The sequence below is a fragment of the Streptomyces sp. NPDC005402 genome (assembly GCF_040606575.1).
Taxonomy (GTDB): Bacteria; Actinomycetota; Actinomycetes; order Streptomycetales; family Streptomycetaceae; genus Streptomyces.
Window position 1 is genome coordinate 57,845 of sequence record NZ_JBEXFB010000003.1, and the last position, 25,076, is coordinate 82,920.

At 70.8% G+C, this 25,076-nt stretch carries 27 protein-coding genes; 13 read left to right on the top strand and 14 right to left on the bottom strand.

The window, feature by feature from the left end; translation table 11 throughout:
- Positions 1 to 48 precede the first annotated feature (48 nt).
- On the bottom strand, positions 49 to 1,626 hold the full coding sequence (locus ABZT02_RS06130) for a methylmalonyl-CoA mutase family protein (protein WP_356014738.1): 1,578 nt from the start codon (positions 1,624 to 1,626) through the stop codon (positions 49 to 51).
- A 108-nt stretch (positions 1,627 to 1,734) separates the two neighbouring features.
- On the opposite strand from ABZT02_RS06130, the gene ABZT02_RS06135 reads away from it, so the two are divergent.
- On the top strand, positions 1,735 to 2,610 hold the full coding sequence (locus ABZT02_RS06135) for a L,D-transpeptidase family protein (RefSeq protein ID WP_356014740.1): 876 nt from the start codon (positions 1,735 to 1,737) through the stop codon (positions 2,608 to 2,610).
- A 222-nt stretch (positions 2,611 to 2,832) separates the two neighbouring features.
- On the opposite strand, the gene ABZT02_RS06140 is transcribed toward ABZT02_RS06135, so the two are convergent.
- The 4 genes from ABZT02_RS06140 to ABZT02_RS06155 form a co-directional block, all read right to left on the bottom strand.
- The gene (locus tag ABZT02_RS06140) at positions 2,833 to 3,894 is read right to left on the bottom strand and encodes a hypothetical protein (RefSeq protein WP_356014742.1); all 1,062 of its coding nucleotides are present in this window, start codon (positions 3,892 to 3,894) and stop codon (positions 2,833 to 2,835) included.
- Positions 3,894 to 4,556 (bottom strand): RNA polymerase sigma factor, encoded by a 663-nt coding sequence (locus ABZT02_RS06145; protein WP_356014744.1) that lies wholly within the window; start codon positions 4,554 to 4,556, stop codon positions 3,894 to 3,896. The genes ABZT02_RS06140 and ABZT02_RS06145 overlap by 1 nt, the downstream gene beginning before the upstream one ends.
- 323 nt (positions 4,557 to 4,879) lie before the next feature.
- Entirely contained in the window at positions 4,880 to 5,836 is a 957-nt protein-coding gene (locus tag ABZT02_RS06150) for a hypothetical protein (RefSeq protein ID WP_356014747.1), read from the bottom strand.
- Positions 5,833 to 6,450: an RNA polymerase sigma factor gene (locus ABZT02_RS06155; RefSeq protein WP_356014749.1), complete on the bottom strand. Its 618-nt coding sequence runs from the start codon at positions 6,448 to 6,450 to the stop codon at positions 5,833 to 5,835. The genes ABZT02_RS06150 and ABZT02_RS06155 overlap by 4 nt, the downstream gene beginning before the upstream one ends.
- 266 nt (positions 6,451 to 6,716) lie before the next feature.
- Here ABZT02_RS06155 and ABZT02_RS06160 point away from each other — a divergent pair, with 266 nt between their 5' ends.
- Positions 6,717 to 8,927, top strand: a complete 2,211-nt coding sequence (locus ABZT02_RS06160; protein ID WP_356014750.1) for a peptidoglycan recognition protein — start codon at positions 6,717 to 6,719, stop codon at positions 8,925 to 8,927.
- A 105-nt stretch (positions 8,928 to 9,032) separates the two neighbouring features.
- Here ABZT02_RS06160 and ABZT02_RS06165 read toward each other — a convergent pair whose 3' ends face one another.
- Positions 9,033 to 9,425, bottom strand: coding sequence for a hypothetical protein (locus ABZT02_RS06165; RefSeq protein WP_356014752.1), 393 nt, complete (start codon positions 9,423 to 9,425; stop codon positions 9,033 to 9,035).
- A gap of 224 nt (positions 9,426 to 9,649) precedes the next feature.
- Here ABZT02_RS06165 and ABZT02_RS06170 point away from each other — a divergent pair, with 224 nt between their 5' ends.
- A complete protein-coding gene (locus ABZT02_RS06170; protein WP_356014754.1) occupies positions 9,650 to 10,111 on the top strand; it encodes a DUF1877 domain-containing protein in 462 nt (153 codons plus the stop codon).
- A gap of 27 nt (positions 10,112 to 10,138) precedes the next feature.
- On the opposite strand, the gene ABZT02_RS06175 is transcribed toward ABZT02_RS06170, so the two are convergent.
- The 4 genes from ABZT02_RS06175 to ABZT02_RS06190 form a co-directional block, all read right to left on the bottom strand.
- Positions 10,139 to 10,753, bottom strand: coding sequence for a hypothetical protein (locus tag ABZT02_RS06175; RefSeq protein ID WP_356014756.1), 615 nt, complete (start codon positions 10,751 to 10,753; stop codon positions 10,139 to 10,141).
- A gap of 76 nt (positions 10,754 to 10,829) precedes the next feature.
- A complete protein-coding gene (locus ABZT02_RS06180) occupies positions 10,830 to 11,333 on the bottom strand; it encodes a hypothetical protein (protein ID WP_356014759.1) in 504 nt (167 codons plus the stop codon).
- An 86-nt stretch (positions 11,334 to 11,419) separates the two neighbouring features.
- Positions 11,420 to 12,187, bottom strand: a complete 768-nt coding sequence (locus ABZT02_RS06185; RefSeq protein ID WP_356014761.1) for a DUF4328 domain-containing protein — start codon at positions 12,185 to 12,187, stop codon at positions 11,420 to 11,422.
- Between the two features lie 121 nt (positions 12,188 to 12,308).
- A complete protein-coding gene (locus ABZT02_RS06190; protein ID WP_356014762.1) occupies positions 12,309 to 13,961 on the bottom strand; it encodes a family 20 glycosylhydrolase in 1,653 nt (550 codons plus the stop codon).
- Between the two features lie 155 nt (positions 13,962 to 14,116).
- Between ABZT02_RS06190 and ABZT02_RS06195 the strand changes: the two genes are divergently transcribed.
- The 6 genes from ABZT02_RS06195 to ABZT02_RS06220 all read left to right on the top strand — a co-directional run bounded on the left by ABZT02_RS06195 (position 14,117) and on the right by ABZT02_RS06220 (position 18,977).
- Positions 14,117 to 14,629: a 2-oxo-4-hydroxy-4-carboxy-5-ureidoimidazoline decarboxylase gene (locus tag ABZT02_RS06195; RefSeq protein ID WP_356014764.1), complete on the top strand. Its 513-nt coding sequence runs from the start codon at positions 14,117 to 14,119 to the stop codon at positions 14,627 to 14,629.
- A gap of 253 nt (positions 14,630 to 14,882) precedes the next feature.
- Positions 14,883 to 15,263, top strand: a complete 381-nt coding sequence (gene sdhC / locus ABZT02_RS06200; protein WP_328640532.1) for a succinate dehydrogenase, cytochrome b556 subunit — start codon at positions 14,883 to 14,885, stop codon at positions 15,261 to 15,263.
- A 5-nt stretch (positions 15,264 to 15,268) separates the two neighbouring features.
- Positions 15,269 to 15,751, top strand: coding sequence for a succinate dehydrogenase hydrophobic membrane anchor subunit (locus ABZT02_RS06205; protein ID WP_037718879.1), 483 nt, complete (start codon positions 15,269 to 15,271; stop codon positions 15,749 to 15,751).
- Between the two features lie 19 nt (positions 15,752 to 15,770).
- The gene (gene sdhA / locus ABZT02_RS06210) at positions 15,771 to 17,525 is read left to right on the top strand and encodes a succinate dehydrogenase flavoprotein subunit (RefSeq protein ID WP_356014767.1); all 1,755 of its coding nucleotides are present in this window, start codon (positions 15,771 to 15,773) and stop codon (positions 17,523 to 17,525) included.
- Positions 17,525 to 18,304, top strand: a complete 780-nt coding sequence (locus tag ABZT02_RS06215; protein ID WP_007384238.1) for a succinate dehydrogenase iron-sulfur subunit — start codon at positions 17,525 to 17,527, stop codon at positions 18,302 to 18,304. The genes sdhA and ABZT02_RS06215 overlap by 1 nt, the downstream gene beginning before the upstream one ends.
- 127 nt (positions 18,305 to 18,431) lie before the next feature.
- The gene (locus tag ABZT02_RS06220; protein WP_356014769.1) at positions 18,432 to 18,977 is read left to right on the top strand and encodes a hypothetical protein; all 546 of its coding nucleotides are present in this window, start codon (positions 18,432 to 18,434) and stop codon (positions 18,975 to 18,977) included.
- Between the two features lie 15 nt (positions 18,978 to 18,992).
- Here the strand turns inward: ABZT02_RS06220 and ABZT02_RS06225 are convergent, their stop codons facing one another.
- From ABZT02_RS06225 to ABZT02_RS06240, 4 genes are read right to left on the bottom strand one after another with little or no spacing between them, the layout of a single operon-like run.
- Positions 18,993 to 21,455 carry a DUF4132 domain-containing protein gene (locus tag ABZT02_RS06225; protein ID WP_356014771.1) on the bottom strand — a complete coding sequence of 821 codons (2,463 nt, stop codon included), beginning with the start codon at positions 21,453 to 21,455 and terminating at the stop codon, positions 18,993 to 18,995.
- Positions 21,456 to 21,457: 2 nt separating this feature from the next.
- Positions 21,458 to 21,850 carry a hypothetical protein gene (locus tag ABZT02_RS06230; RefSeq protein WP_356014773.1) on the bottom strand — a complete coding sequence of 131 codons (393 nt, stop codon included), beginning with the start codon at positions 21,848 to 21,850 and terminating at the stop codon, positions 21,458 to 21,460.
- A 51-nt stretch (positions 21,851 to 21,901) separates the two neighbouring features.
- Positions 21,902 to 22,297 (bottom strand): DUF2752 domain-containing protein, encoded by a 396-nt coding sequence (locus ABZT02_RS06235; protein WP_356014776.1) that lies wholly within the window; start codon positions 22,295 to 22,297, stop codon positions 21,902 to 21,904.
- A 22-nt stretch (positions 22,298 to 22,319) separates the two neighbouring features.
- Complete coding sequence (locus ABZT02_RS06240; protein ID WP_356014778.1) at positions 22,320 to 22,757, bottom strand: TM2 domain-containing protein; 438 nt, start codon at positions 22,755 to 22,757, stop codon at positions 22,320 to 22,322.
- 126 nt (positions 22,758 to 22,883) lie between these two features.
- Between ABZT02_RS06240 and ABZT02_RS06245 the strand changes: the two genes are divergently transcribed.
- The 4 genes from ABZT02_RS06245 (at position 22,884) to ABZT02_RS06260 (ending at position 25,074) form a co-directional block, all read left to right on the top strand.
- Positions 22,884 to 23,294, top strand: a complete 411-nt coding sequence (locus tag ABZT02_RS06245; RefSeq protein WP_356014780.1) for a VOC family protein — start codon at positions 22,884 to 22,886, stop codon at positions 23,292 to 23,294.
- 117 nt (positions 23,295 to 23,411) lie between these two features.
- The gene (locus ABZT02_RS06250) at positions 23,412 to 23,807 is read left to right on the top strand and encodes a hypothetical protein (RefSeq protein WP_356014782.1); all 396 of its coding nucleotides are present in this window, start codon (positions 23,412 to 23,414) and stop codon (positions 23,805 to 23,807) included.
- Positions 23,804 to 24,310 (top strand): DCC1-like thiol-disulfide oxidoreductase family protein, encoded by a 507-nt coding sequence (locus tag ABZT02_RS06255; RefSeq protein ID WP_356014784.1) that lies wholly within the window; start codon positions 23,804 to 23,806, stop codon positions 24,308 to 24,310. The genes ABZT02_RS06250 and ABZT02_RS06255 overlap by 4 nt, the downstream gene beginning before the upstream one ends.
- An 11-nt stretch (positions 24,311 to 24,321) precedes the next feature.
- A complete protein-coding gene (locus ABZT02_RS06260; RefSeq protein ID WP_356014786.1) occupies positions 24,322 to 25,074 on the top strand; it encodes a TetR family transcriptional regulator in 753 nt (250 codons plus the stop codon).
- The last annotated feature ends 2 nt before the right edge of the window (positions 25,075 to 25,076 follow it).

The following is a 25,076-nucleotide window of genomic DNA, read 5'->3' on the forward strand; positions in this document are numbered from 1 at the left end:
GGGGAGGGGGACGGTCTGGCCTCGCTCGTAGCGGACAGGGTCGGGATACTAGGCATCCGACGGGACAAACGTTCCCCAGACCTCGCGCAGGGCGTTGCACACCTCGCCCACCGTCGCCCGGGCCTTCAGCGCGTCCTTCATCGGGTACAGGACGTTGTCCTCACCCTGCGCGGCCTTCTTGAGGGCGGCGAGGGCCGCGTCCACCGCGGACCGGTCGCGTTCGGCGCGGAGCCTGGCCAGCCGTTCGGCCTGCCGGGCCTCGATGGCGGGGTCGACGCGGAGCGGCTCGTACGGCTCCTCCTCGTCGAGCCGGAAGCGGTTGACGCCCACGACGACCCGCTCGCCGGAGTCGGTCTCCTGGGCGATGCGGTAGGCGTTGCGCTCGATCTCGCTCTTCTGGAAGCCGTGCTCGATGGCCGCGACCGCGCCACCGAGGTCCTCGACCTTCCGCATCAGGTCCAGCGCGGCCGCCTCGACGTCATCGGTCATCTTCTCGATCACGTACGAGCCGGCGAACGGGTCGACCGTCGCCGTCACGTCGGTCTCGTAGGCCAGCACCTGCTGGGTACGCAGCGCCAGACGGGCGGACTTGTCGGTCGGGAGGGCGATGGCCTCGTCGAAGGAGTTGGTGTGCAGCGACTGGGTGCCGCCGAGGACGGCCGCGAGGCCCTGGACGGCGACCCGGACCAGGTTGACCTCGGGCTGCTGGGCCGTCAGCTGCACCCCGGCCGTCTGCGTGTGGAAGCGCAGCATCAGGGATTTGGGGTTCCGCGCGCCGAACTCCTCGCGCATCACCCGTGCCCAGATGCGCCTGGCCGCACGGAACTTGGCGACCTCCTCCAGGAGTGTCGTCCGCGCCACGAAGAAGAAGGACAGGCGGGGCGCGAAGTCGTCGACGTCCATGCCGGCCGCGACCGCCGTGCGGACGTACTCGATGCCGTCCGCGAGCGTGAACGCGATCTCCTGCGCGGGCGAGGCCCCCGCCTCCGCCATGTGGTAGCCGGAGATCGAGATCGTGTTCCACCGCGGGATCTCGGCCCTGCAGTACCTGAAGATGTCGGCGATCAGACGCAGCGAGGGCTTGGGCGGGAAGATGTACGTGCCGCGCGCGATGTACTCCTTCAGCACGTCGTTCTGGATCGTGCCGGTCAGCTGGTCGGCGCCGACCCCCTGCTCCTCGGCGACCAGTTGGTACATCAGCAGGAGCAGGGCCGCCGGGGCGTTGATCGTCATCGACGTCGACACCTGGTCCAGGGGAATCCCGCCGAACAGCACCCGCATGTCGTCGATCGAGTCGATCGCCACCCCCACCTTGCCGACCTCACCGTGCGCGATCGGCGCGTCGGAGTCGTGGCCCATCTGGGTGGGCAGGTCGAAGGCCACCGACAGGCCCGTCGTGCCGTGCGCGATCAACTGCCGGTACCGGGCGTTGGACTCCGTCGCCGTACCGAAACCGGCGTACTGGCGCATCGTCCAGGGCCGGCCCGTGTACATCGACGGGTACACGCCCCGCGTGAAGGGGTACCCGCCCGGCTCGCCCAGCTTCTCCTCGGGGGTCCAGCCCTGGAGGGCCTCGGGGCCGTAGACGGGTTCGATGGGCAGTCCGGACTCCGACTCACGCGTCATGCCCACCACGGTATTGCGGTCTCGGGCGAAGCGCCGCCGGGTCGTTCGCAACCGGCCGTCCGGGGGGAGACATCTCAGGGGATGCCGGTGAGACGACAGGGGGTCCGGATGCGTACTACGGGCATGGGGAGAGGCGTGGGGAGATCGTTCGCCGCGCTGCTGGTCCTGGCGCTGGCCTGCGGCTGCACGGTGCAGACCGCCGACGGGAAGGGCGACGGCAAGCGGCGTCTGCCGGTGCGGATCGAGGTCCCGAAGCACAGCACACCGCCGGCGGACGACAACCCGAAGCCGAGTGAGAGTGCGAGTGCGGGTGCTGGGGCTGGTGCGACACCGTCCGCCGGAACCGCCGCGCCCGCCGTGCTGTGGTCGCGGGGCGACTCCGGGCTCGACGTACGGGAGTTGCAGGCCCGGCTGCGCCAGGTCGCGTGGCTCCACGACGGGCCGACGGGGTCGTACGACGATCTCACCGAGCGGGCGGTGAAGGGGTTCCAGGGCAAGCGCGGACTGCCGAGGACCGGGAAGACCGACACGGTCACCTGGAAGCGGCTGACGGGCATGACACGCGAGCCGGGCAAGTGGGAGCTGTATCTGATGGGCGGCCAGCCGGCCGACGCGCCGGACGCGCGCTGTCTGACCGGGCGGGTGCTGTGCATCAGCAAGACGAGCCGGACCCTGCGCTGGATGATCGACGGGCGGACGGTCATGACCGTGCCGGTCCGCTTCGGCTCGGTGGGCACACCGACCCGGGAGGGCGTGTTCAGCGTCTACTGGAAGTCACGGCACCATGTGTCGACGCTCTACGACTCCCCGATGCCGTACGCCATGTTCTTCAGCGGCGGCCAGGCGGTGCACTACTCGGCTGACTTCGCCGCCCGTGGATACGCGGGCGGCTCGCACGGCTGCGTCAATGTCCGGGACGAGGCGGCGATCGCGGACCTGTTCGCCCAGGTGCGGAACGGCGACAAGGTCGTCGTCCACTGGTGAGATACGCGAGGAAAAGTTAGGGGCGCGGACGGGACCGGGGGAACGTGTCCCGCCCGCGCCAGGTGCACGAGCCGTAGGTACGGGGGGAACCCCGGCTCTGTGCGACGGCCGATGACCAGTCGGCTCACTCAGTACTGCGCCGCAGCGGCCGAAAACGTCACACCCACCGCGAGCGAGATCGGGGCGGGTGGGAAAAGCGCAGGTCATCGAGGTGAGTGAGGGTCAGAGCGCGCTGTACGACGGGCTCGGCGCCGGGTCCGGTGACATCGTTGCCCGGGTCGTGGTGAGCGGGGCGTCGGAGGCGGTGTCGGAGGTGCCGCCGTCCGGGCCGTGGTGGTTCTTGCGGGGGGACGTGAACCGGCCACCGTGGTGACCGCCCTTGTCGCCCCTGCCGTTGTGACCGCCGCCGCTCTTGTCGTTGTCCTCGTGGGCGCCGGTGTCCTCGCCCTTGCCGTCGCCCTTGTGGTCGTCGGGGGCGGACTTGGCGTCGCCGCCCTGGGTGGGGGCGCCGGACAGGACCCCCTTGCAGTACTTCCACACCTGCGAGGTGTCGCCCGCCGCGCCTTCCAGGGTGTGCTTGCGGGTCGGGTCGAGTTTCTTGCCGGCGCGCAGGTCACGGCAGGCAGAGGCGGCCCCGTCCAGGTCGCCGCGGGGCCGTACGCCGAGCCCTTCCGAGCCCCTGTCGGGCGACGCGCCGATGTCGCCGCGAGCCGTGTCCCGGGAGCCGGTCCCGCCGGAGGGGGAGCCCTCGGGCGAGGGGACGACCTGGGGGGCCGGGGCCGACGGTGAGACGAGCGGGCGGTCCGGGGTGGCTGCGGCCGACACCGACGCCGCGGGTTCCGGTTCGCCGTCCCCGACGTGCGGAAGAACTCCGATTCCGGCCGCGACGGCCACTCCGCCCACCATCCCGACGGCCAGTACGGCGGCCAGTCCGAGGTGTGCGGGACGCCGCCGGCGGGGACGGCCGGCTCCCGCCTCCGGGGCGCCGATCCGCACGAGTCCGGCGTCGGCGGAACCGGCTCCGGGCCGGTGCCGGCCCCGGACGGGCGGGCTCACCCAGTCGTCCGCACGACCCGCGCGCACCTTGCGGAACGCGGCCAGCGCGGCCTCCTCGCCCGGGAGTTCGGCGCTGGTCGGCGCGGGTTCCACGGTCAGCGCGTCCAGTGTTTTCGCGAGCCGTTCGGCCTGCTCGCGGGCGGCCTCGTCGACAGCTTCCAGGGACTCGCCGCGCAGCAACCGTTCCGCTGTCTCGAGGTCCAGCCACCTGTAGCTCTCGTCGGCCATCACATGTCCTTCTGCGTCCGCGGACGCAGATGCGTCACACTCGCGGACGTCACCGCACTGTCCTGCGGTTCTCGCTGCGGCGGCAGGGCATCGAGCACCCCGGCCGATTCCGGATCCTCGCCGAGGAGCTCGGCGAGCCGTTTCAGACCGCGGTGCGCGGCCGTCCGTACCGCGCCGGGGCGCTTGCCGAGGGTCTCCGCGGCGGTTTTGGCGTCCAGGCCGACCACCACCCGCAGCACCACGGCCTCGGCCTGGTCCTGGGGCAGCCGGGCGATGAGCGAGAGGGTGCTGCCGGTCGCCAGCGCCTCGATGGCCTCGCCCGCGGTGTCCGACTCGGCGGGCTTGCCCGTCAGCTCGGTCTCGTCGCCGCCGATGGCGGGACGGCGGCCGCGCATCCGGATGTGGTCCAGGGCGCGATTGCGGGCTATCCGGGCCGCCCAGCCGCGGAACCGGTCCGCGTCTCCGTCGAAACGGTCCAGGTCACGGGCTATCTGGAGCCAGGCCTCCGAGGCCACGTCCTCGGCGTCCGGATCACCGACCAGCGTCCGGACGTATCCGAGCAGCCGCGGGTGCACCGCGCGGTACACAGTCCGGAACGCGGTCTCGTCCCCGTCCTGTGCCGCAAGCACCGCGGCGGTCAACTCCGCGTCGTCCCCCAGCACCCGTGAATCCTCAATACGTGGTCGCGATCGATGGTCGCCGCTTCGAGCCGTCGAGGGGTTGTGGTGATCGTTCGAGAGTCGCGTTGATCATTCAACTTCCGCGCCCGGCGCGAAAGGCACGTTACGACCTGAAACCGCTGCTCGTCCATGTCCGTACAAAATGCAACTACCTCGTGATCCGAGGGCGGTCCGGCAGGGTGTGACAGAAACCGCACTCATGACGCTGAAGAAAGTACGGGCCGCCGCGCGGCCCGTGCCGCGCGACGGCCGGGGCCTCTCCTGTGGGGGGTGGCGGCCCCGGCCGTTGCCGCGGCCGCGCCGGGTCACTGCTTCTTGGACTGGCTGGACTGGTTCTGGTCCGCGTTCGACCGGCCGCTCGCCTTGTCCTTCTGCTCCCCCGGATTCGCGCCGCCCGCGTCGTGGGCGTTGCCTCCGCCGTTGGCGTTACCCGCGCCATTCCCGTTGCCCGCGGCACTCCCGTTGCCCGCGCCATTCCCGTTGCCCGCGCCCTTCGCGCCGCCCGCGCCCTTCGCAGCGGACGGGCCCGTCAGCGCGGTGCAGTAAGCGCTCACGTTCGCCTCGCCGCCGGCCTCCGTCACGAGCCGCTGGAACGCCGTGGAGTTCAGCGCCTTGCCGCTGCCGCGGAGCTTCTCGTAGGCACGGCAGTGGGCCAGGGTGTCCCTCGCGGTGGGCGGGCGCTCGGCGGGGGCCGTCGGGGAGGGGCGCGCGCTGCTGTGCGACTCGGCCGGGGTGCTCGCCGAGACGCTCGCGCGGACGTCCTTGCCCCCAGCCGCGCCCTTGTCCTGACCGCTGCCCGCCGAGCCGATCGCCGCGTAGGCGACACCGCCGAGGGTGAGGCTCGCGAGAAGCACGGAGAGCGTCGCCCGCAACGAACGGGCCCGGCGCCGCTGCGCACGGGGCCGCCAGTCGTCCCGCCGCCGGGTCCGCGCCCGATGCGCCCCGGAGTCCCTCGCCGCCCGGAACGCGGCCACGGCCAGCCGCTCCGCCTCGCCCTCGGACTTCCCCCCACGGATGGCCGCGGCGAGCAGCGCTTCCAGGGGGCTGTCGTCGTACGGGGACTCGTGGTCGTAGGACTGTTCCCGGCCGGGCGGGGGGTCGTCGCCCCGCGGACGGTCCTCGCCCGGCGTCGAGCGGGCGCCCCGTTCTTGGCCCCGCGCGGTCTTCGCCGAACGCGCATGCCGGCGGCCGGAGGCGTCGCCGCTCCGCTCGTCACCCATGCCGTGTCCGTCCCTGTCCGACGTGGCGTCCTCACCTGTCATGTCGACTCCCCCAGCGTCCGGGGGCCGTCATCCGTCACACTCTCGACGCCCAGCTGGTGCGCCAGCCGCTTCAGCCCCCGGTACGCCGCGGTGCGCACCGCGCCGGGGCGCTTGCCGAGGACGCGGGCGGCGGAGGGGCCGTCCAGCCCGACCACCACCCGCAGCAGCACCGCCTCGGCCTGGTCGCGCGGCAGCCCCCGGACCAGTTCCAGGGCGTACTCCGTGGAGAGGGACTCCAGCGCCTGGTCGTGAGTGCTGTGCGGGCCCGGCAGGTCCAGCATGTCCTGCTCCAGCGCCGCCGACCGGGGCCGCACCTTCTGCCGGCGCAGATGGTCCAGGGCCCGGTGCCGGGCGATGGTCGCGGTCCAGCCGCGGAACCCGGCCCCGTCCCCCCTGAACCTGCCCAGGTCCCGGGCGATCTCCAGCCAGGCGTCCGACGCCACGTCCTCCGCGTCCTCCCCGACCAGCCCGCGCAGATACCCGAGCAGTCCGGGCTGCACCAGCCGGTAGGCGATCGCGAAGGCGGCCTCGTCGCCCTCCTGGGCCCGCGTGACGGCCGCGCCCAGTTCCCCGTCGTACGCCTGCACGCGGCGGGGTTCCCCTCCCTGACCCAAGAACTTTCCCGTCCGTACCGGTTCGTGGCGATTCCGCACCGTCCGGCACGGTCGCCCTTGCCCATGTCCCCCACGGTCAACAGCGCCGGACCTCACAGAAGTGTCACAGCAGGTCGGACATTCCAGGCACCGCACCTCGAACACCTGTGACACCTGGCAGTGTTCGTACGCTGTGTGAGTGCCACCTGTGTGACAGGTGGTGTTTCTGTGACCAATTCAGGGGTGGGGTAGTGAGTCGTAAAAGCCGTGCGTACAGACCGCTCAGCATGAAGCGGCGGGCGTGGCTGACGCTCGGTGCGGTGGTTCTGGGAGGCGGCGGCATCGCCACCTACGCCGCCGCCAGTCCGTCGACCGACACCGCGGGGGACCTGCAGCCCAAGCGGCCGGTGAAGGTCTACAACCTGGCACTGAAGGCTCCCGAGACCGGCGAGCGCGAGCTGCCGCGCACCGAGACCAAGCAGTTCTCGCTGCTCGGTATCTCCTGGACGGGGGCGACCAAGCCGCTCGACGGCAAGGCGCAGGTACGCACCCGGAGCATCGACACCGGCGCGTGGACGTCCTGGCAGGACCTGGAGACGGACGCGGATCCGGTGGAGGACGCCGACGAGCGGGCCGGGGCACGCGGCGCGTCCGAACCGCTGTGGGTGGGCCCCTCGGACGGTGTCGAGGTACAGGTCGTTCACGAGGACGGCACCACCAGCGCCGGACTGCCCTCGGGTCTCAAGGTCAACCTGGTCGACCCGGGTATCGCGACCGCCGCCGAGCAGAGGGACGCGGGCGGCGACACCGACCCGGCGGCGTTCGCCGCTGCCGCGGACGAGACCGGGACGCCGACCCCGACGGACCCGGCCACGGCGTCCGCCCCGGCTTCGACGCCCGCCACCGTCTCCCCGACGCCGACGCCGACGCCAACGCCGACCGCCACCACTCCCACCGCGCCTCCGTCGACGGTCCCCGAGCCGCCGATCGTCTCGCGCGCCGACTGGGGCGCCGACGAGTCGCTGAGCCCCGACCCGTCGGAGTACAACGCGGACGTGAAGGCCGTCTTCGTCCATCACACGGCCGGGTCGAACGACTACACCTGCGCCGAATCGGCGTCGATCGTGCGGGCCATCTACGCGTACCACACCGCCCCGGACCCCAACGGCAACGGCTGGAACGACCTCGGCTACAACTTCCTGGTCGACAAGTGCGGCACGATCTTCGAGGGCCGCAAGGGCGGCGTCGACCAGCCGGTCCTGGGCGCCCACACCTACGGCTGGAACCGTGAGTCCACCGGCATCGCGGTCCTCGGCGAGTACACCGCGACGGGCGCCTCGAACGCCGCCCTCACCTCGGTCGCCAGGATCGCCGCCTGGAAGCTCGGCCAGTACGGCGTCGACCCCAACTCGACCGTCCAGCTGAAGGCGGGCGCCACCCAGAAGAACCTCGCCGGTACGAGCTTCACCGCCGGCAGCCTCTACACCTTCAACCGGGTCTCCGGCCACCGCGACGGCTACGCCACCGAGTGCCCGGGCAACTCCCTCTACGCCCAGCTGCCGACCATCCGCGCGTGGGCGTCCGGCCCGGTACAGGGCCTCAAGGTCGCCTCGCTGACCGGCGCGACCCTGTCCGGCTCGACGTACTGGACGAAGGGCGCGATCACGGCGAAGTGGGCGGCCACCACCCCGGCTTCGCTGATCTCGAAGTTCGAGCTGCTGGTCGACGGCAAGGTCGTCGCCACCACGTCCGGTACGGCCACCTCGGCGAGCACGACCCTGGCCGCGGGCAGCCACAAGGTCGCCGTGCGAGCGGTGCACCAGTCCGGCAAGACCGCGACGACCACCGCGCTGACCGTCGTCACCGACACCACCGCGCCGACCTTCTCCACCACCCCGAAGATCACCCTGCGCACCGGCACGGTCAACACCACCGCCGTCCCGGTCACCCTCGCCTGGAAGGCCGCCGACTCCCAGGCCCTGAAGCAGGTGAGCCTGCTCTCCCCGACGACGGCCACCTTCGGCCCGACCACCACCAGCTCCAGCCGTACCGCCAAGTCCGGCACCGCGAGCACCTGGTCGATGAAGGCGTACGACGTCGCGGGCAACACCCGCACCTCGTCGCCCTCCTACACGCCGATGATCCTTCAGGAGACCTCGGCCTCCAAGTCGGGCAGCTGGACGAGTCGTTCGTCCACGAGCTACCTCGGCGGGAAGTCGTACTCCAGCGGTTCCAAGGGCGCGAGCCTGAGCTGGACGTTCACCGGCCGGTCCGCCTCCTGGGTGGTCTCGCGGGCGTCCACCTCCGGGCAGGCGTACGTGTACGTGGACGGCACCAAGGTCGCGACCGTGGACCTGAAGTCCTCGACCACGAAGTACCGCGACGCGATCTGGACCAAGTCCTGGTCCAGCAGCGCCAAGCACACCGTGAAGATCGTGGTGGTCGGCACCAGCGGCCGTCCGACGATCACCACGGACGGCCTGGTCTACATCAAGTAGTTCGCCGGACGGCCCTTTCGAGGGCCGAGACCAACGGCTCGGGCGTCCGCTCACCCGCACTGCGGGGAGTGGGCGCCCGTTCCGCGTTCACCGCGCCTCCCGCGATCAGTGCCGCACGGTACCCGTCGCATCGCGGCACAGCAGCCGCAGCGAGCCGTCGCCGGCGAAGCAGCGGCGGGCCTCGTCCACGGGGTCCCACAGCCGTCCGTCGGGCGTACGGACCCAGTGCTCGCCGCCACTCGTCCACCACTCGGCACCGGCCTGGCGGACGACGACCTCACCGGCGTAGGCGCCGAGCCCGCGCAGCACGGTCTCCACGGCGGCGTACGGCGCCCCCTCCCGCCGTATCTCCTCGATCAGCCGGTCGACGCGCCACAGGCTCTGCGCCGAGTAGTCGAGCCGGACGCGGGCGCCCTCGCGCAGGGCCGACACCGCGTCGGCGGCCCACCGCACGGGTTTGGCGGCGGCGGAGGGGCGGCTGGTCTGGCGGGTGGTCACATCAGCCGTCGTAGGGGCAGTTGCCTGAGCCGTCACATCAGTCGTCACAAGGGTGAAAGCGTTTCGGCGGGGTGTTTCGTCACCCGGATCGGGGGGTCTCGGCGGGACCGGTGCAGGACCGACGCACCTTCGCCGCAACCCTCCCCGGACGGTCACAGGACCCTCTCGGGAGCGAGGTTGACGCCGGAGTGACGATTCCCTCCTCCCGTGCGCTCCTGTCTCTGATGAGCGACTACTTCCATCTCCGCGCGGTGCCGCCCTCGGCCCTGCGCAACAGCGCGAACTGGATGCAACGGCTGTTCGAGGACGACTGGGACACCGTGCGCGAACGCATCGGACGACACCGCGAGGAGGTACTGAACAAGTCCTATCTGGACCACGAACTCCTCTACGCCGGCGCCGAGGTGGTCCTCGGCGGCCTGCCGGTCTACCCGGGTGACCACGACAAACCGCCGTTCCTGCTCCTGACCGCGGCCCGGGCGAACCGCGTCTCGGCCTACCTGGGTTCGGCCGACTTCGAGGCCCTGTGGCTCCTCGCCCGCGAGGAACTGCTGCCGAGATACGGCGGAACGGCCGCGGAAGGGGAGGCGCGCGGGGTGTTCGCGGCGGCGCACCGGGATCTGACGGCGTTCTACGGGCAGACGGCGCAGTACGGGGACGCGGTGGTCAAGTGGCTCATCCAATGAGCCACTTGACCACTGAGCCACCAGCTTTCACCCCCGCCGTCGACTCCTCCGGGACACCACCGCGCGCAGCACCCGGCGGCCCTCCGTCGAGACCTCCAGGGCCGGGCGCAGTCCCGCCGGGCCGTGGCCGGCGAGGAGTTCCAGGACGGTGATCTGGCGGCGCAGTTCGGCGGCGACGAGGGGGGACATGCCCTCCGTACGGCCCTCGCGGCGGGCGTCGACCGAGTCGCCGGCGTCCTTGAGGGGGTCGAGCAGCCGGTGGATCTGGAGCGCCGCGACCGAACAGGCGTCGGCCCACACCCGCAAGGCGCTGTCCGACGGTTCCACCGGCGCGGCGGCGAGCATCCGCCGGGCCAGCAGCACGGCCTCGTCCTCACCGGAGCCGGAGAAGTCGCCGGTGCCCGCCCGACCCGGCTCCCCGTCGGCCGCCCCGAACTCCGCGTCCCCGCCCAGCTTCCCCCGCACCTGCTCCAGCCGTTCGCCCCACTCCTCGGCCCCGGCGTCGTCCGCGAGCCCCGCCCACAGGGGCCGCAGCACCTCGTCGTCGCCGCCGAGCAGCGGTACGCACCGATCCAAACAAGCCAACCCGCTGGCGGCCAGTCCGCGTTCGTCGGCCTGGCCGATCAGCTCCACCAGACTCATCCACGCCTCCCTCGCCGAACGGCATTCCCTGACGGAACCCGCACTTCCCCTTACTGCGCGCGACGGCCCGGGAGTGTCACAGGGGCACCACACCGAGCCGGTCGAGCATACGGAAGAAGAGATTTTCGGCCAACAGGTCCGGTTCGGAGTTCAGTACGTCGAGCAGCGGCTCCTCGGCCACCTCGTGGCCCGCCTCCGCGGCCCAGGCGACGGCGCGCGCGGCCGCGTCCCCGGGTTCGAGGAAGTAGTCCTCCAGGGTCAGTCCCTCCGCACCGTCCCCGAGGTACCCGGCCATGGCGGCCCGGGCCAGACAGGTCGTCCAGGCCCCGCTCTCCGGCCCCGCCGCCTCCACCACCACCGACGCGCTGTCCATGACGTATCCGAAGAGGGCGGGCGAACCGCTCTCCAGGGCGAGGGTGTTCATGTTCCCGACATCGCCCTCGCCGTTCGCGTACTCCCAGACCTGCCATCCGCCGGGGGCCGACTCGCGCAGGACCATGCCCTCGGCTCCGGCCAGCGCGTCCAGCTCGGCGAGCGGCCGCTCCCCGCGGCCCACGACGAAGTACCCCCAGTAGCCCATCCCCGGTTCCCCCTGGCTGCTCGTACGGCTCGGGCCCGAATACACCACATTCGTACGACAGTTCGCAGCAGGATGGACCAAATCCGTCATACGGCGCCGGGCACCGCGGGTCCCTGGCGGGCCTTCTCGTCCTGCATCCGGGTCAGCCGGAGCACGACGGCGGCGGCGAGCAGGGCGGCCACGAGGTCGAGACCGTCCGCGACCATCGTCTGCGTCATGGAGTCGTGAATCCTCCGAGGGGTGTCCGCCTCGTCGAAGGCGGTGTACAGGACCTCCCCGACGATGGTCGACAGGAGCCACAGCGTCCACCAGACGTTGATCAGGGCATGCCCCCAGGGCTTCTCCCCCGTGCTGCTCGCGTCCCAGATGTCGACCACGACCCGGCGCGGATACCACAGGCCCACGATCGGTACGACCCAGCCGGCGATCACCCAGGCGCGCGCCTTGCGGTGTCCGTTCGGCGCGAACACCTCGGCGTTGAGCCGGACTCGCCACAGCCAGATCACGAAGACGACGGCGCAGACGAACAACAGGAGCCCCTGGGCGGCACCGGCCACGCCGGTGAGCGTGTCCGCCAGGTCGGACCGGTCCCGTACGGCGGGCCGGGTGTCGCCCCCGGCGAGGTCGCCCGTGACGTCGTACATGAGGAAGTCCGCGCCGAGGGCGAACACGTCGACGGCCGCGGCCAGTCCGAGCAGGATCGCGGTGGCGCGTCCGAGGCCGACCGGCGAGCGCAGCCAGATCCTCGGTGTGCCACCGGCCGGCGGGGCCGCGAACCCGGTGGGCGTGGCGCACCCGGCGCACAGCACGCCGTCCGGTGCGGCTTCGGCATGCAGGCAGCGCGTACAGAGCATGGTGAGGTCCCCCCGAGGTGCGGATGATCAGCCGACCGCGCGGGTTCTCCCCAGAGCCTCACGCGCGGCATGCGGAACATACGGTTCGCCGGCCCTGTACGTCCACAGGACCCCCGGCTCCTCAGCCCAGCCGGTCCGCGAGCGCCTTGAACCGCGTCCAGGTCAGGGCGGGCTTTCCCGGATCCCACAGCTTCTGCGCGGTCGCCCGGAGCGGCATCCGGATGCCTGCCGCGACCTGGTCCTGCGTCTGCGCGTTCGGGAAGTCGCACCACACTGCGAAGTACCCGCCGAGGATCTGGCTGTCGTACTTCGCGGGGACGGCCGTCGTACCGCGGAGGACTCGCGGGGTCCACTGCTCGTAGATCCGCTGTCCCGTCGGATAGAAGAAGCGGTTGGGCTGCCCGAGGACGTAGTAGAGGAACTCGTCGTTGTAGTTGACGACCTTGCGTCCCGCGCTCAGATACTCCACCGGCGGCCGGGCGCCGATCTCCTTGCCCGTCCAGTACCCGACCCGGATGTCGTCGGCGGCCCGGACGGACGTGCCGCGGAAGAAGCCGTCGTTCCACGCGATCGGGGCCCTGCGGTGCGCCCGGACGGTGGCGGCGCGGTCGTTGAGCCAGCCCGTGGTCAGGTCCTCGACGGTGGCGCCGGCGCCGTAGGCCTTCCTGGCGGCGGTGGCGAGCTGGGGGTAGGTCGCCTCCGGGTCGGACACCATGAGCGCGCGGTACTCGTCGCCGCCGAGGTGCCAGTCGGCGCCGGGGAACAGGCCGGCGTACTCGTTCAGCAGGTCGTCGACGATCTTGGCGGAAGCGGGATTGGAGATGTCGACGGCCCCGCGCGCCGCGTTCCCCGCCGCACTGCGCAGCTGAAGCTCCGGGTGGGCGGCGATGACGGCCCCCAGGTGTCCGGGCGAGTCGATCTCCGGTACGACGGTGATGTGCCGCTGCGCCGCGAGCGCGACGATCCTCTTCACCTGCGTCTTGGTCAGGTGCTGCGCCGACACGATCTCCGGGTGCGAGGCGGACTCGATCCGGAACGCCTGGTCGTCGGAGAAGTGCAGCTGGAGCCGGTTGAACTTCAGGTCGCCCAGCTCCCGGACCCGGTCCTCGATCCAGCCGGCCGTGAAGTTCTTGCGCGCGATGTCCAGGAGGAATCCGCGCACCGGCTTGGCGGGCTCGTCGCGCACGACGCCCTCCGGCGCCGTAGCGCCACCGTGCACCGCCTGCTTGAGCGTGCGGGTGCCGTAGAACACCCCCGCGTCGTCCGGCCCGCTGATGGCGACCCGCCCGCCGCGCACGGTCATGCGGTACGACTCCGGGTTCGCACCCTTGCCGCCATTGACCGTGAGGCGTACGTCCCCGGCGCGTATGTCGTCCTTCTTCCCGGCGTACGTCAGCCCCAGCTCACCGGCGAGGAGACGTCCCTCGTCGGCGAGGCCGGCGTCGTTCACGACCACGCGCAGGCCGGGGGCGGGACGCCAGCCGGGACCGCGCGCCGGGGTGTGGGCGCGGACGGCCGGGATGGTGCGGGGTGTGGTGGATATGGGGTACGACCGGGTCGGGCTGGGGGCCGGACTCGGGGCCCTCGAAGGGGCCGGCGAGCCTTCCGCTCTGGCGCCCAGGGGTGACTCGGCCTGGGAACTGGCCGATCCGGCCGGGTCGCTGTCGCCGCCCGCCCACAGACCGAGGCCCACCCCGACCCCGACGGTGACGACGACCGCCCCCGCGATCAGCCCCCGTGCCTGCTTCTCCGTTCGCTTCCTGTGCTGGCTCACATCGCCAACCTAGGGCCTTGGGAGAGAGGACCGCGTCCTCCAACCATGCAGAAACGCCCCCGTGCGGGTGAAAATCGGGCATCCGTCGGACAGGTCATGTCCACTCTCGATAGCCTGATGTCACTCCGCTCACAGCTTCCCCTGCCGAAACACACGTGACGCCCACACATTCTCCCGGCCGACTGGCCATACCGTCCCTGCCCACCGTCCTGGACGCCTTCAACATCGCGCCCGCCGACGAGGCACAGCCCCTGCTCCTGGACTGTCTGCGCAGCCTCCGCTGGGCGGAGCGGGTCGTGGCCCACCGCCCCTATCCGACCGTGGAAGCGCTGCTCGCGGCCGCAGACGAGGCGGCGTACGACCTGACCGTGTCGGATCTCTCCGAGGCCCTGGCGGCCGAGACGCTCCCCGTGTTGCCGGAGGGCGCGTATTCGGCAGCCCACATGGCCATGGGCGCGGCCCACGCGGCCTACGAGGCCCGCTTCGGCCACGCCTTCGTCATCTGCCTGGACGGCCTGCCCGCCGACGAGGCCCTGGACCATGCACTGGCGGGCATCCGGTCACGATTGGCAAACGATCCGGAAGACGAACGGGTGGTGGCGGCGGAGGAACTCCGCCGCCTGGCACGAGGCCGTCTGGTGTCCTTGCTGAGGGGCGCGGGCCGGTAGTCGCCAGGCGGCTACCGTCGCGCGGGCGTGACCAGGCCCCACGGCGCCACGCCCGGCACATCACAGCAGATACCACCCTATTTGCCGCCGAGTTCCCCCATCTGCGTGCCACTTTGATCACACAGGTAGGCCCCGGCTAAGCCCAGCGGCAGCGCATCGCTACGATGCTGGGGGCCGGTGGACCGTACCCGGCCGGGCCCGACCGACAGCACAAGCCGGCTGGCCCCGATACCCCGCTCCCGGAGGGACTTCCGTGCCGGCTGGAACGCTGTACCGCGGCCGGGAAGGAATGTGGTCCTGGGTGGCTCATCGAGTCACCGGCGTCCTCATCTTCTTCTTCCTGTTCGTTCACGTGCTGGACACCGCTCTCGTCCGTGTCTCACCCGAGGACTACGACAAGGTCGTAGCCACGTACAAGACCCCGATCGTCGCGTGTCTGGAGTACGGCCTCGTGGCCGCCATCCTCTTCCACGCGCTCAACGGCCTGCGCGTCATCGCCGTCGACTTCTGGTCGAAGGGCCCGCGCTACCAGAAGCAGATGCTCTGGTCCGTCGTGGGCCTGTGGGTCGTGCTCATGATCGGGGCGATCTACCCCGTCCTCGGCCACGCCGCTCGTGAACTGTTCGGGAGCTGATACCGATGGCGACCACTGAAACCACCGCTTCCGGCATCGGCCCCGTCGAGGGCGACTCCGGCTACGGCGTCGACAACCCGGCGCCGCTGATCGAGGCCCCGCGCAAGCGCACCAAGAAGACCCCTCGCTCGACCCGTGGCAACTTCGAGATGGCCGCATGGCTGTTCATGCGCCTGTCGGGTGTCGTGCTGGTCGTCCTGGTCATCGGGCACCTGCTGATCCAGCTCGTGCTGGACGGCGGTGTCTCGAAGATCGGCTTCGCCTTCGTGGCCGGCCGCTGGGCATCCCCGTTCTGGCAGGTCTGGGACCTGATGATGCTGTGGCTCGCGATGCTGCACGGCGCCAACGGCCTGCGCACGATCATCAACGACTACGCGGAGCGCCCGAACACCCGGCTGTGGCTCAAGGGCCTGCTCTACACCGCCACGGTGTTCACCATCCTGCTGGGCACGCTGGTGATCTTCACCTTCGACCCGAACATCCGCTAGGCACGGGGCTGCGAGAATCATGAAGATCCACAAGTACGACACCGTCATCGTCGGCGCCGGTGGCGCGGGCATGCGCGCGGCCATCGAGTCGACGAAGCGCAGCCGCACCGCGGTCCTGACCAAGCTCTACCCCACCCGCTCCCACACGGGCGCCGCGCAGGGCGGCATGGCCGCCGCGCTCGCCAACGTGGAGGAGGACAACTGGGAGTGGCACACCTTCGACACGGTCAAGGGCGGTGACTACCTGGTCGACCAGGACGCCGCCGAGATCCTGGCGAAGGAGGCCATCGACTCGGTCCTCGACCTGGAGAAGATGGGCCTGCCGTTCAACCGCACGCCGAACGGCACGATCGACCAGCGCCGCTTCGGCGGTCACAGCCGCAACCACGGCGAGGCCCCGGTCCGCCGGTCCTGCTACGCGGCCGACCGCACCGGCCACATGATCCTCCAGACGCTGTACCAGAACTGCGTCAAGGAGGGCGTGGAGTTCTTCAACGAGTTCTACGTCCTGGACCAGCTGATCACCGAGGTCGACGGCGTGAAGCGCTCGGCCGGCGTGGTGGCGTACGAGCTGGCGACCGGCGAGATCCACGTCTTCCAGGCGAAGGCCGTGATCTACGCGTCCGGCGGCTGCGGCAAGTTCTTCAAGGTGACGTCGAACGCGCACACCCTGACCGGTGACGGCCAGGCCGCCGTGTACCGCCGGGGCATCCCGCTGGAGGACATGGAGTTCTTCCAGTTCCACCCGACCGGCATCTGGCGCATGGGCATCCTGCTGACGGAGGGCGCCCGCGGTGAGGGCGGCATCCTCCGCAACAAGGACGGCGAGCGCTTCATGGAGAAGTACGCGCCGGTCATGAAGGACCTCGCGTCCCGTGACGTCGTGTCCCGCTCCATCTACACGGAGATCCGTGAAGGCCGCGGCTGCGGTCCCGAGGGCGACCACGTCTACCTCGACCTCACGCACCTGCCGCCGGAGCAGCTGGACGCCAAGCTCCCGGACATCACCGAGTTCGCCCGTACCTACCTGGGTATCGAGCCGTACACGGACCCGATCCCGATCCAGCCCACCGCGCACTACGCGATGGGCGGCATCCCGACGAACGTCGAGGGTGAGGTCCTGGCGGACAACACGACGGTCGTCCCCGGCCTGTACGCGGCCGGCGAGGTCGCGTGCGTCTCGGTGCACGGGGCGAACCGTCTGGGCACGAACTCGCTGCTGGACATCAACGTGTTCGGCAAGCGGGCGGGCATCGCGGCCGCCGAGTACTCCCAGCAGGCCGACTACGTCGAGCTGCCGGACAACCCGGCGGAGCTGGTCGTCGCCCAGGTCGAGCGCCTGCGGAACGCGACCGGTACCGAGCGCGTGTCGGTCCTGCGCCGCGAGCTCCAGGAGACCATGGACGCGAACGTCATGGTGTTCCGCACCGAGCAGACGATCAAGACGGCGGTCGAGAAGATCGCGGAGCTGCGCGAGCGCTACCTGAACGTCTCGATCCAGGACAAGGGCCGGCGTTTCAACACGGACCTGCTGGAGGCGGTCGAGCTCGGCAACCTGCTGGACCTCGCCGAGGTCATGGCGGTCTCCGCGCTGGCCCGCAAGGAGTCCCGCGGCGGTCACTACCGCGAGGACTACCCGAACCGCGACGACGTCAACTTCATGCGCCACACCATGGCGTACCGCGAGGTGGGCGACGACGGCACCGAGTCCATCCGTCTCGACTACAAGCCGGTCGTCCAGACCCGCTACCAGCCGATGGAGCGTAAGTACTGATGGCAACCCCGACCCTGGACAAGGCGGACGCGGCCGGCACGCCCGAGCCCGGCTTCGCCGACTCCCCGTACATCACGGCCACCTTCCGCATCCGCCGCTTCAACTCGGAGGTCTCGGCGGAGGCGACCTGGGAAGACTTCCAGCTGGAGATCGACCCGAAGGAGCGTGTCCTCGACGCGCTGCACAAGATCAAGTGGGAACAAGACGGCACGCTCACCTTCCGCCGCTCCTGCGCGCACGGCATCTGCGGTTCGGACGCGATGCGGATCAACGGCAAGAACCGTCTGGCCTGCAAGACGCTGATCAAGGACATCAACCCGTCGAAGCCGATCACGGTCGAGCCCATCAAGGGCCTCACGGTCCTGAAGGACCTCGTGGTCGACATGGAGCCGTTCTTCCAGGCCTACCGCGACGTGATGCCCTTCCTGATCACGAAGGACACCAACGAGCCGACCCGGGAACGCCTCCAGACGGCGGAGGACCGCGAGCGCTTCGACGACACCACGAAGTGCATCCTGTGCGCGGCCTGCACGTCCTCGTGCCCGGTCTTCTGGAACGACGGCCAGTACTTCGGCCCGGCGGCCATCGTCAACGCCCACCGCTTCATCTTCGACTCGCGTGACGAGGCGGGCGAGCAGCGCCTGGAGATCCTCAACGACCGCGACGGCGTGTGGCGTTGCCGCACGACCTTCAACTGCACGGACGCCTGCCCGCGCGGTATCGAGGTCACGAAGGCGATCCAGGAAGTGAAGAGGGCGCTGATCACGCGCCGCTTCTGACGGTCCGTCCAGCAAGGCGACAGTAGGGCCGTTCCTCCCGGTGGCGGGGGGAACGGCCCTACTGGCAGTATGAGGCGCTGGTCCAACAGCCGGATCTCCTACGGCTGATGAAACGGGGGACGAGAAGATGGCCGAGCCGAATCCGTACCAGGGCGGAGCGGGCCAGTGGGGCCCGCACAACCCGCCGGCCCTGCCCACCGCGATCCCGCCGTCCGGCTACGGATACCCCAACTCGGCCCCGGGGTACGGCTATCCGCAGCAGCCGCCCACTCCGGCGTACGGCTTCCCCCAGCAGCAGCCCGCTCCGGGCGCCCCCGCGGGCGGTAACGCCCCCCTGCTGTCCATCGGGGACATCACGGTGACGGCCGACCAGATCATCACACCGGCCGGGCTCCTTCCCCTGCGCGGCGCGGTGTGGAACGCCACCGACATGTCGCACACCGAGGAGAAGATCCCGGCGCACGCCATCGTGCTCGCGATCATCTTCTTCGTGTTCTGCCTCCTCGGGCTGTTCTTCCTCCTGATGAAGGAGAAGAGGACCACGGGCTACATCCAGGTCACCGTGACGAGCGCGGGCCGACACCACTCGACGATGCTGCCGGCCTTCGGACCGCAGACCTTCCCGCAGGTCATGGGGCAGATCAACTACGCCCGCTCGCTCAGCAACATGTGAGTCGACGGCCCACGGTCACAGCTGGCTCAGGATCGTCGGGTCCGTGATCCGCGTGTCGTCCGCCAGCATCATCGCCTTGCTGAGGATGACCGCGAGCATGCGGTCGCCCTCGTAGGGGAGGTAACCGGCCTGCGGGGCGGACGGGCCGGACTTCGGGACGATGCAGAGGTACTGGTCGTTCGGGGTGCGGAGGATGTTGCCCGAGCCGAGATGGATCTTGTACGTGTGGCGGTCGCCCTTGACGTGGAGGAAGCGGCCCTCCAGGGCGCAGCGGTCGGCTATCGCGAGCCTCGGGATCAGGCGGTCCAGGAGGAGACGGCGGGTCTCCGCGCTCTGGTTGAGCTCTCCGAAGCCGTACGACGTCCAGTACTCGTGGAAGCGGCCGCCGGGGCCGCCGTCCTGCCAGGTGGGGTCGTTGCCGACGCTGGCCACGCCGACGAACAGGTCCACGTCGCGCAGGACTTCGGAGAGGACCAGGGGCGGGATCTCCGCAAGGAGCAGGGGGTCGACCGGGTCGGCGCCGTCGCGGAGCCACATGCGGTACTCGCCGCCGGCGCAGTGCGCCGAGTTCTCGGGGGCGTCGATCGGGTAGAAGCGGACCTGGTCGGTGCGCAGGCGCAGAAAAGTGCCGGAGTCGGTGATGTCCGTGTAGTCCTCGCCGCCCTCGCCCTCGACCCAGTACTCGGCTCTCAGACCCCAGCGCGCGAGGTCCCGGCTGGGCGGCGGCGCCTCGTCGTCGACGGCCAGGCGGAGTTTGTTGCGCCAGCCCCTGGCCGCGGCCAGCGAGTGGAACTGGTGCTGGCGCAGGACGTGGGCCGCGAAACGGTTGGAGTAGGTGCCGGTGGTGCGCTCGGCGTCCGTCAGCAGGTAGACCTCTCGGTGGGCCTGCTTGAAGGGCTGGGTGATGCTGTGGCGTTCCAGCCAGTCGCGCCAGGCGACGATCTCCGCGGGGGTGTGGTCCACCGGGTGCCAGAGGCGGACTTCCGTGCCGTCGGTGACCGGGACGTCGGTGATCGTGCGCAGGGCGCCTTCGGCGTGGCCGGCCGTCGTGCCGTCGACCGTCCACAGGAGGCGGCGGGCGAGGGTGCCGACCAGGGGGTGGTCGAGGTAGCGCTCGCGCCAGGTGGCGTAGGGCCAGGTGCGGTCGGCGAGGAACTGGCGGTCCAGGCGCTCGCTCTGGGCCGAGAGCATCCTGTCGATGTCCTTGACGGCCGCCTTGAGTTCCTTCAACTCCTCCGCGTGGTCCCGTCGTACGGCGGCGGGCACGGTCCTCACCGGCTTGCCACTCGCGTTGCGCCAGGTCAACACGGCCCTGGTGCCCTGCACTTCGAGGACGGCGGTGGACTCGCCGAGCCGGTGCTCGGCGCGTCCGACCTCGGTCAGGCCGTACGCCGGTACGGCCAGTTCCTCGATCTCCGCGCGACTGAGGCCCAGGGCGACGGCGCGGGCCTCCAGAGCCGCGTCGAGCAGTTTGGCGGTGTTCTTGTACGTCACCCTGGTGGCCAGGCGGGCGAGTTCTGCGAGTGCGGCCTCGCTGTCGACGCGGGCGAGGGCGTTGACCCCGGCGTTGGCGACCTTCGGGTTGCGGGGGCCGAGGCCGGCGACCTTCTTGAGGGAGGTCTCGACGAGGGCGCCGAGGGCGCGGGCGGTGTCCGGGTGCGGGGGGAGGAGGGAGAGCAGCCAGGCGAGGCCGCGGAGGGCGTTCGCGTTGTAGGGGTCGTAGGCGCTGTTGACGTCCGGTTCGTACCGTCCGCGTTCCAGCTCGAAGGTGCGGGGGCGGCCGACGAGGGTGAGCCAGCGGACCACCGCCTCGCGGACGCGGTCGGGGCCGAGCGTGCCGACCAGGGCGGCGGCCTGCTTGTCCCACTTGGCGGAGGGCTTGGCCGCGGTGGCGGTCGTCATGTGCGCCAGGAGCTCCTGCCAGGCGGGGTCGGTCTCCCGCAGGGCTTCCTCGGCCCACTCCTCGCCGACGTTGAGGGGTGGCTCGGTCAGCTTCTCGGCCGTCCTGGGCAGGTCCTCGTTCCGGTAGGCGTGCAGGACGGAGCGGCGGACGGTGGCGACGACGGCGGGTGCGACCGGGCGGCCGGCGGCCAGCTCGGCCTCGATGAGGTTCTCGTAGCGGGCGCCGTACCAGAAGGAGTGCTGCCGGGAGATCGTGTCGAGCAGGGCCAGGCGTTCCGCGGTGAGGCGGTCGTGGGGCGGCAGGTCGCGGGAGACGATGCCCAGCAGGATCAGCGCGTTCTCCCGGGCGTTCGGTCCTGCCTGGTCCGAGTGGTACTGCGTCACGAGGCCGTCGGCGACCCGCGACCGCGCCTGCGGCGGCAGTTCGAGCAGTCGGGCGAGGACGCCGTCCCACAGACCGGTCCAGTTGCCCTTGTTGGCGATCGCGGCCTTGAGCAGGTCGACGGCGAGCTCCTCCAGCTCGTCGTCGGCGACGCGGCGGCCGATCAGGTCCTTGTACTTCTGGATCTCGCCCATGGTCAGCCACCCACCAGCGGGACGAGCTTCAGGAACGTCACCTCGGTGCCGAGCACGAGGTCGATCTCCTCGTCGAGTTCGGTCACCTGGCGGTCACCGACCAGCACCAGGAAGCCGTTGCCCGCGAAGGCCCTGAGGGCGATCTCGGTCTGGGTCTCGGGGTCCAAACGGCGGGGCGTGCGCAACGCGTAGCCGTTCACCACGCGTTCGGTGTCCTCGGGCTGGACCAGGCCCTGGAAGACGGCGGGCGTGCGCGCGTTGTACTCGGCGACCTCCTGGAAGACCCGGCGGCGGATCAACTCGCGCACGGCGAGCCGCTCCTCGGCGATCTCCAGCCCCCAGCCGTCGCTGCGGCTCCCGCTTGTCGTCTCGTCGACGAACCTCACGATTCCCATGCGGACGACAGTACGAGGCGGCACTGACAACGGGCCCCGGGCGCAGGCGGGCTAGACGATGTTGCGGGCCACCGTCCAGGCCAGGGCCACCGCGAGGACGCCCACCTGGGCCCGGGGGCTCAGCGTGGGGCGCCAGCGGCGGCCGTGCAGGCCCGCCCACGCCCAGCGGCCCAGCAGGACCAGGGCGTACGGGGAGGCGAGCAGCAGGGCCCGGTTGTCCAGCCACGCTTCGGTGAAGTGGCCGTGCATCAGGTCGTAGACCATGCGGGTGCCGCCGCAGGCCGGGCAGAGCAGGCCGGTGAGCCACCGGAACGGGCACTGCGGCAGGACGTGGCCGGGCTCGTGCGGGTCCGTGTTGTAGAGGTGGACCGCACCTGCGGCCCCCGCGGCGAGTACCGCCGAGGGGGCAGTCGCGGGGTGGCGGAGCAGGGAGCGCCGCGGGGACACCGGGGTCCCGGTCCCCGGCGCCCTAGCTCCGGAGGATCCGCCCGTGTTCATCGGTGTGGTCGTTCCCCGTGAGCAGCAGGATGCCGTCGACCAGCGACCAGACGCCGAGGCCGCCGCAGGTGAAGAGCTGGGCGAGACCCATCCCCACGTTGCCCAGGTAGAAGCGTCCGACGCCGAAGCCGCCGAGGGTGAGCTGGAGGATGCCCGCGATGACCTTCGACTTGTCGGAGTACGGCCGCCCGTACGGGTCGTAGCCGTAGGGGGCGTTGGGGTCTCCGGTGTACGTCCCCGGGGGCGGCGGATAGTAGCCCGGTGGCGGGAATCCGGGGGGCGGGTAGCCCGGCTGAGGGCCCTGCTGCTGGTACCCCGGCTGCTGGTAGCCCGGCGGGGGGCCCTGCGGATGGCCCGGATGGGGGCCCTGCTGCGGATCCTGCTGTTCGTGACCCTGCTGTTCGCTCAAGGGGGACTGCTCCTGGGGACCGAAGCGGGAGGACCCGCGAAAAGACGACAATGCGCCCGGTCATCATGCACGACGGACACCGCGTCGCAGAAGCCGGTTCGGTCACCTCAGGCTTAATCTGACGACATGTCAGATGACCAGTCGTACGAACTGCTCGGTTTCGACAACGTGCTGCTGCCCGTCGGGGACCTCGGCGAGGCCGTGTCCTTCTACGAGCGCGCGGGTTTCACGGTGGGCTTCCGGCTCGACGAGGCCGGGATCGCGCTGCTGAAGGTCGGCGGCGAGACGCCCGGGATCCTGCTCCGGCAGGAGGAGGGGCTGGGGCACCGGCCGCCGCCGTGGCCCGCCACACGCGTGTGGCTGGAGGTACCGGACGCCAGGACCGCCGCCCGAGAGCTGGACGCGGCCGGCGTCGAACCGCTCGACGAGCCCTTCTCCGTGGTCACGGGCTGGACCGTCGAGGTCGCCGACCCCTGGGGCAACGTTCTCGGGTTCACCGACTACACCAAGCGTCCGGAGCTCGGCCGACGAGCCTGAGGTGGAGCGGGCGCCGACGTGACGCAGACCTCTTCACAAGCGAGTTGAACACGTTCAAAAGCAGGTCTAGAGTCTTTCCCGTCAGCGTTTTGAACGCGTTCAAGAAGGGGGAGGCGCATGGACCGCACGGTCGTCGCCTACGTCATCTACCTCGTCGTCAGCATCGCCCTGACCGTCTGGGTGGCCCGCACGCTCAGCAGGAACGGGCGGATCTTCCTCGCCGACGTACTGCGCGGGAACGAAAAGCTCGCCGAGGCCGTCAACCACCTCCTGGTGGTCGGCTTCTACCTCGTGAACCTCGGGTTCGTCGCCCTGTACCTCAGCGGGGACGGCACGATCGAGGACACGCGCGGAGTCTTCGAGGCCCTGTCCACCAAGGTGGGCGTGGTGCTGCTGGTCCTCGGCGTGATGCACCTGGCCAATGTGTACGTCCTCAACCGGATCCGCAGGCGGGGCGCCCTGGAGCGGGAGCAGGTACCCCCGGTCGCGCCGCAGGACTGGGTCCGGGCATGACAGGCCCGAAGGCCGCCGGCAGCACGGCGGACCGCACCCCGGTCCGCCGGCTCACCGTCCTGTACGACGCCGACTGCTCACTGTGCGCCTTCCTGCGCGACTGGCTCGTACGGCAGCCGCAGTTGGTGCCGCTGGAGATGGTGCCGGCCGGCTCGGAGGAGGCCCGGCGGAGATATCCCGGGCTCGATCACCGCGCCACCCTGGAGGAGATCACCGTCGTCGGTGACGCCGGGCAGGTCTACCGCGACACCGCCGCCTGGATCGTGACCCTGTGGGCGCTGCGCGAGCACCGGCCGCTCGCGCACCGGCTCAGCACCCCGTCCGGGGCGCGGCTCGCGAAGGGCGCGGTGCTCGCCGCCGCCAAGTGGCGGGGCGCGCGGCGGCAGGAGGGCCGGTGGGACGGCAGGGTGTACCACCGCGCCGACGGCTGGTCGTACGAGGCCGGCCGGGGCTGGGTCCACACCGCACCGGGGTGCGACGGTGGCGGCTGCGCCACTGGTTAGGCTCTCTTTCCGTGCCTGCGAACAACGACGGCCCCGACGAGGGCGATATCCCCGGCAAGTCCGAGCAGACGACCAAGTCCGAACAGACTCGCGCGCTGATCCTGGAGACGGCCATGCGGCTGTTCCAGGAGCGGGGGTACGACAAGACCACCATGCGGGCCATCGCCCAGGAGGCCGGCGTCTCCGTCGGCAACGCGTACTACTACTTCGCGGGCAAGGAACACCTGATCCAGGGCTTCTACGACCGGATCGCCGCCGAGCACCAGGTGGCGGTCCGGGAGGTCCTGGCCCGGGAGAGCGACCTGGAGGCGCGGCTCGCCGGGGTGCTGAAGGTCTGGCTGGACATCGCGCAGCCGTATCACGAGTTCGCGGTGCAGTTCTTCAAGAACGCCGCCGATCCCGACAGCCCGCTCAGCCCCTTCTCGCCCGAGTCGGAGCACGCGCGCGTGGAGGCGATCGCGGTGCACCGAGAGGTGCTGCGGGGCGCGACGAGGACCAAGGTGCCCGAGGAACTCCGGGACATCCTCCCCGAGTTGATGTGGCTGTCCCAGATGGGGCTCGTCCTGTACTGGATCTTCGACCGCACCGAGGGCCGTGAGCGGAGCTACCGGCTCGCGGAGCGCGGCGCCCGGCTCACCGCGAGGGGCGTGTCGCTGGCCCGGTTCCGGGTGCTCAGACCGCTCGTACGAGAGGTGCACGAGCTGTTCACGGACTTCCTGCCGGGGATGACGAAGGTGATGCCGGACCCCGGCAGGAAGGCGTAATC

What these genes read in the sequence shown, in the direction of transcription:
- ABZT02_RS06130 (WP_356014738.1), bottom strand. Translation starts at nt 1,626, where the DNA reads ATGACGCGTGAGTCGGAGTCCGGACTGCCCATCGAACCCGTCTACGGC.
- ABZT02_RS06135 (WP_356014740.1), top strand. Translation starts at nt 1,735, where the DNA reads ATGCGTACTACGGGCATGGGGAGAGGCGTGGGGAGATCGTTCGCCGCG.
- ABZT02_RS06140 (WP_356014742.1), bottom strand. Translation starts at nt 3,894, where the DNA reads ATGGCCGACGAGAGCTACAGGTGGCTGGACCTCGAGACAGCGGAACGG.
- ABZT02_RS06150 (WP_356014747.1), bottom strand. Translation starts at nt 5,836, where the DNA reads ATGACAGGTGAGGACGCCACGTCGGACAGGGACGGACACGGCATGGGT.
- ABZT02_RS06160 (WP_356014750.1), top strand. Translation starts at nt 6,717, where the DNA reads ATGAAGCGGCGGGCGTGGCTGACGCTCGGTGCGGTGGTTCTGGGAGGC.
- ABZT02_RS06170 (WP_356014754.1), top strand. Translation starts at nt 9,650, where the DNA reads ATGAGCGACTACTTCCATCTCCGCGCGGTGCCGCCCTCGGCCCTGCGC.
- ABZT02_RS06175 (WP_356014756.1), bottom strand. Translation starts at nt 10,753, where the DNA reads ATGAGTCTGGTGGAGCTGATCGGCCAGGCCGACGAACGCGGACTGGCC.
- ABZT02_RS06180 (WP_356014759.1), bottom strand. Translation starts at nt 11,333, where the DNA reads ATGGGCTACTGGGGGTACTTCGTCGTGGGCCGCGGGGAGCGGCCGCTC.
- ABZT02_RS06185 (WP_356014761.1), bottom strand. Translation starts at nt 12,187, where the DNA reads ATGCTCTGTACGCGCTGCCTGCATGCCGAAGCCGCACCGGACGGCGTG.
- ABZT02_RS06205 (WP_037718879.1), top strand. Translation starts at nt 15,269, where the DNA reads ATGGCGACCACTGAAACCACCGCTTCCGGCATCGGCCCCGTCGAGGGC.
- sdhA (WP_356014767.1), top strand. Translation starts at nt 15,771, where the DNA reads ATGAAGATCCACAAGTACGACACCGTCATCGTCGGCGCCGGTGGCGCG.
- ABZT02_RS06215 (WP_007384238.1), top strand. Translation starts at nt 17,525, where the DNA reads ATGGCAACCCCGACCCTGGACAAGGCGGACGCGGCCGGCACGCCCGAG.
- ABZT02_RS06220 (WP_356014769.1), top strand. Translation starts at nt 18,432, where the DNA reads ATGGCCGAGCCGAATCCGTACCAGGGCGGAGCGGGCCAGTGGGGCCCG.
- ABZT02_RS06225 (WP_356014771.1), bottom strand. Translation starts at nt 21,455, where the DNA reads ATGGGCGAGATCCAGAAGTACAAGGACCTGATCGGCCGCCGCGTCGCC.
- ABZT02_RS06230 (WP_356014773.1), bottom strand. Translation starts at nt 21,850, where the DNA reads ATGGGAATCGTGAGGTTCGTCGACGAGACGACAAGCGGGAGCCGCAGC.
- ABZT02_RS06245 (WP_356014780.1), top strand. Translation starts at nt 22,884, where the DNA reads ATGTCAGATGACCAGTCGTACGAACTGCTCGGTTTCGACAACGTGCTG.
- ABZT02_RS06250 (WP_356014782.1), top strand. Translation starts at nt 23,412, where the DNA reads ATGGACCGCACGGTCGTCGCCTACGTCATCTACCTCGTCGTCAGCATC.
- ABZT02_RS06255 (WP_356014784.1), top strand. Translation starts at nt 23,804, where the DNA reads ATGACAGGCCCGAAGGCCGCCGGCAGCACGGCGGACCGCACCCCGGTC.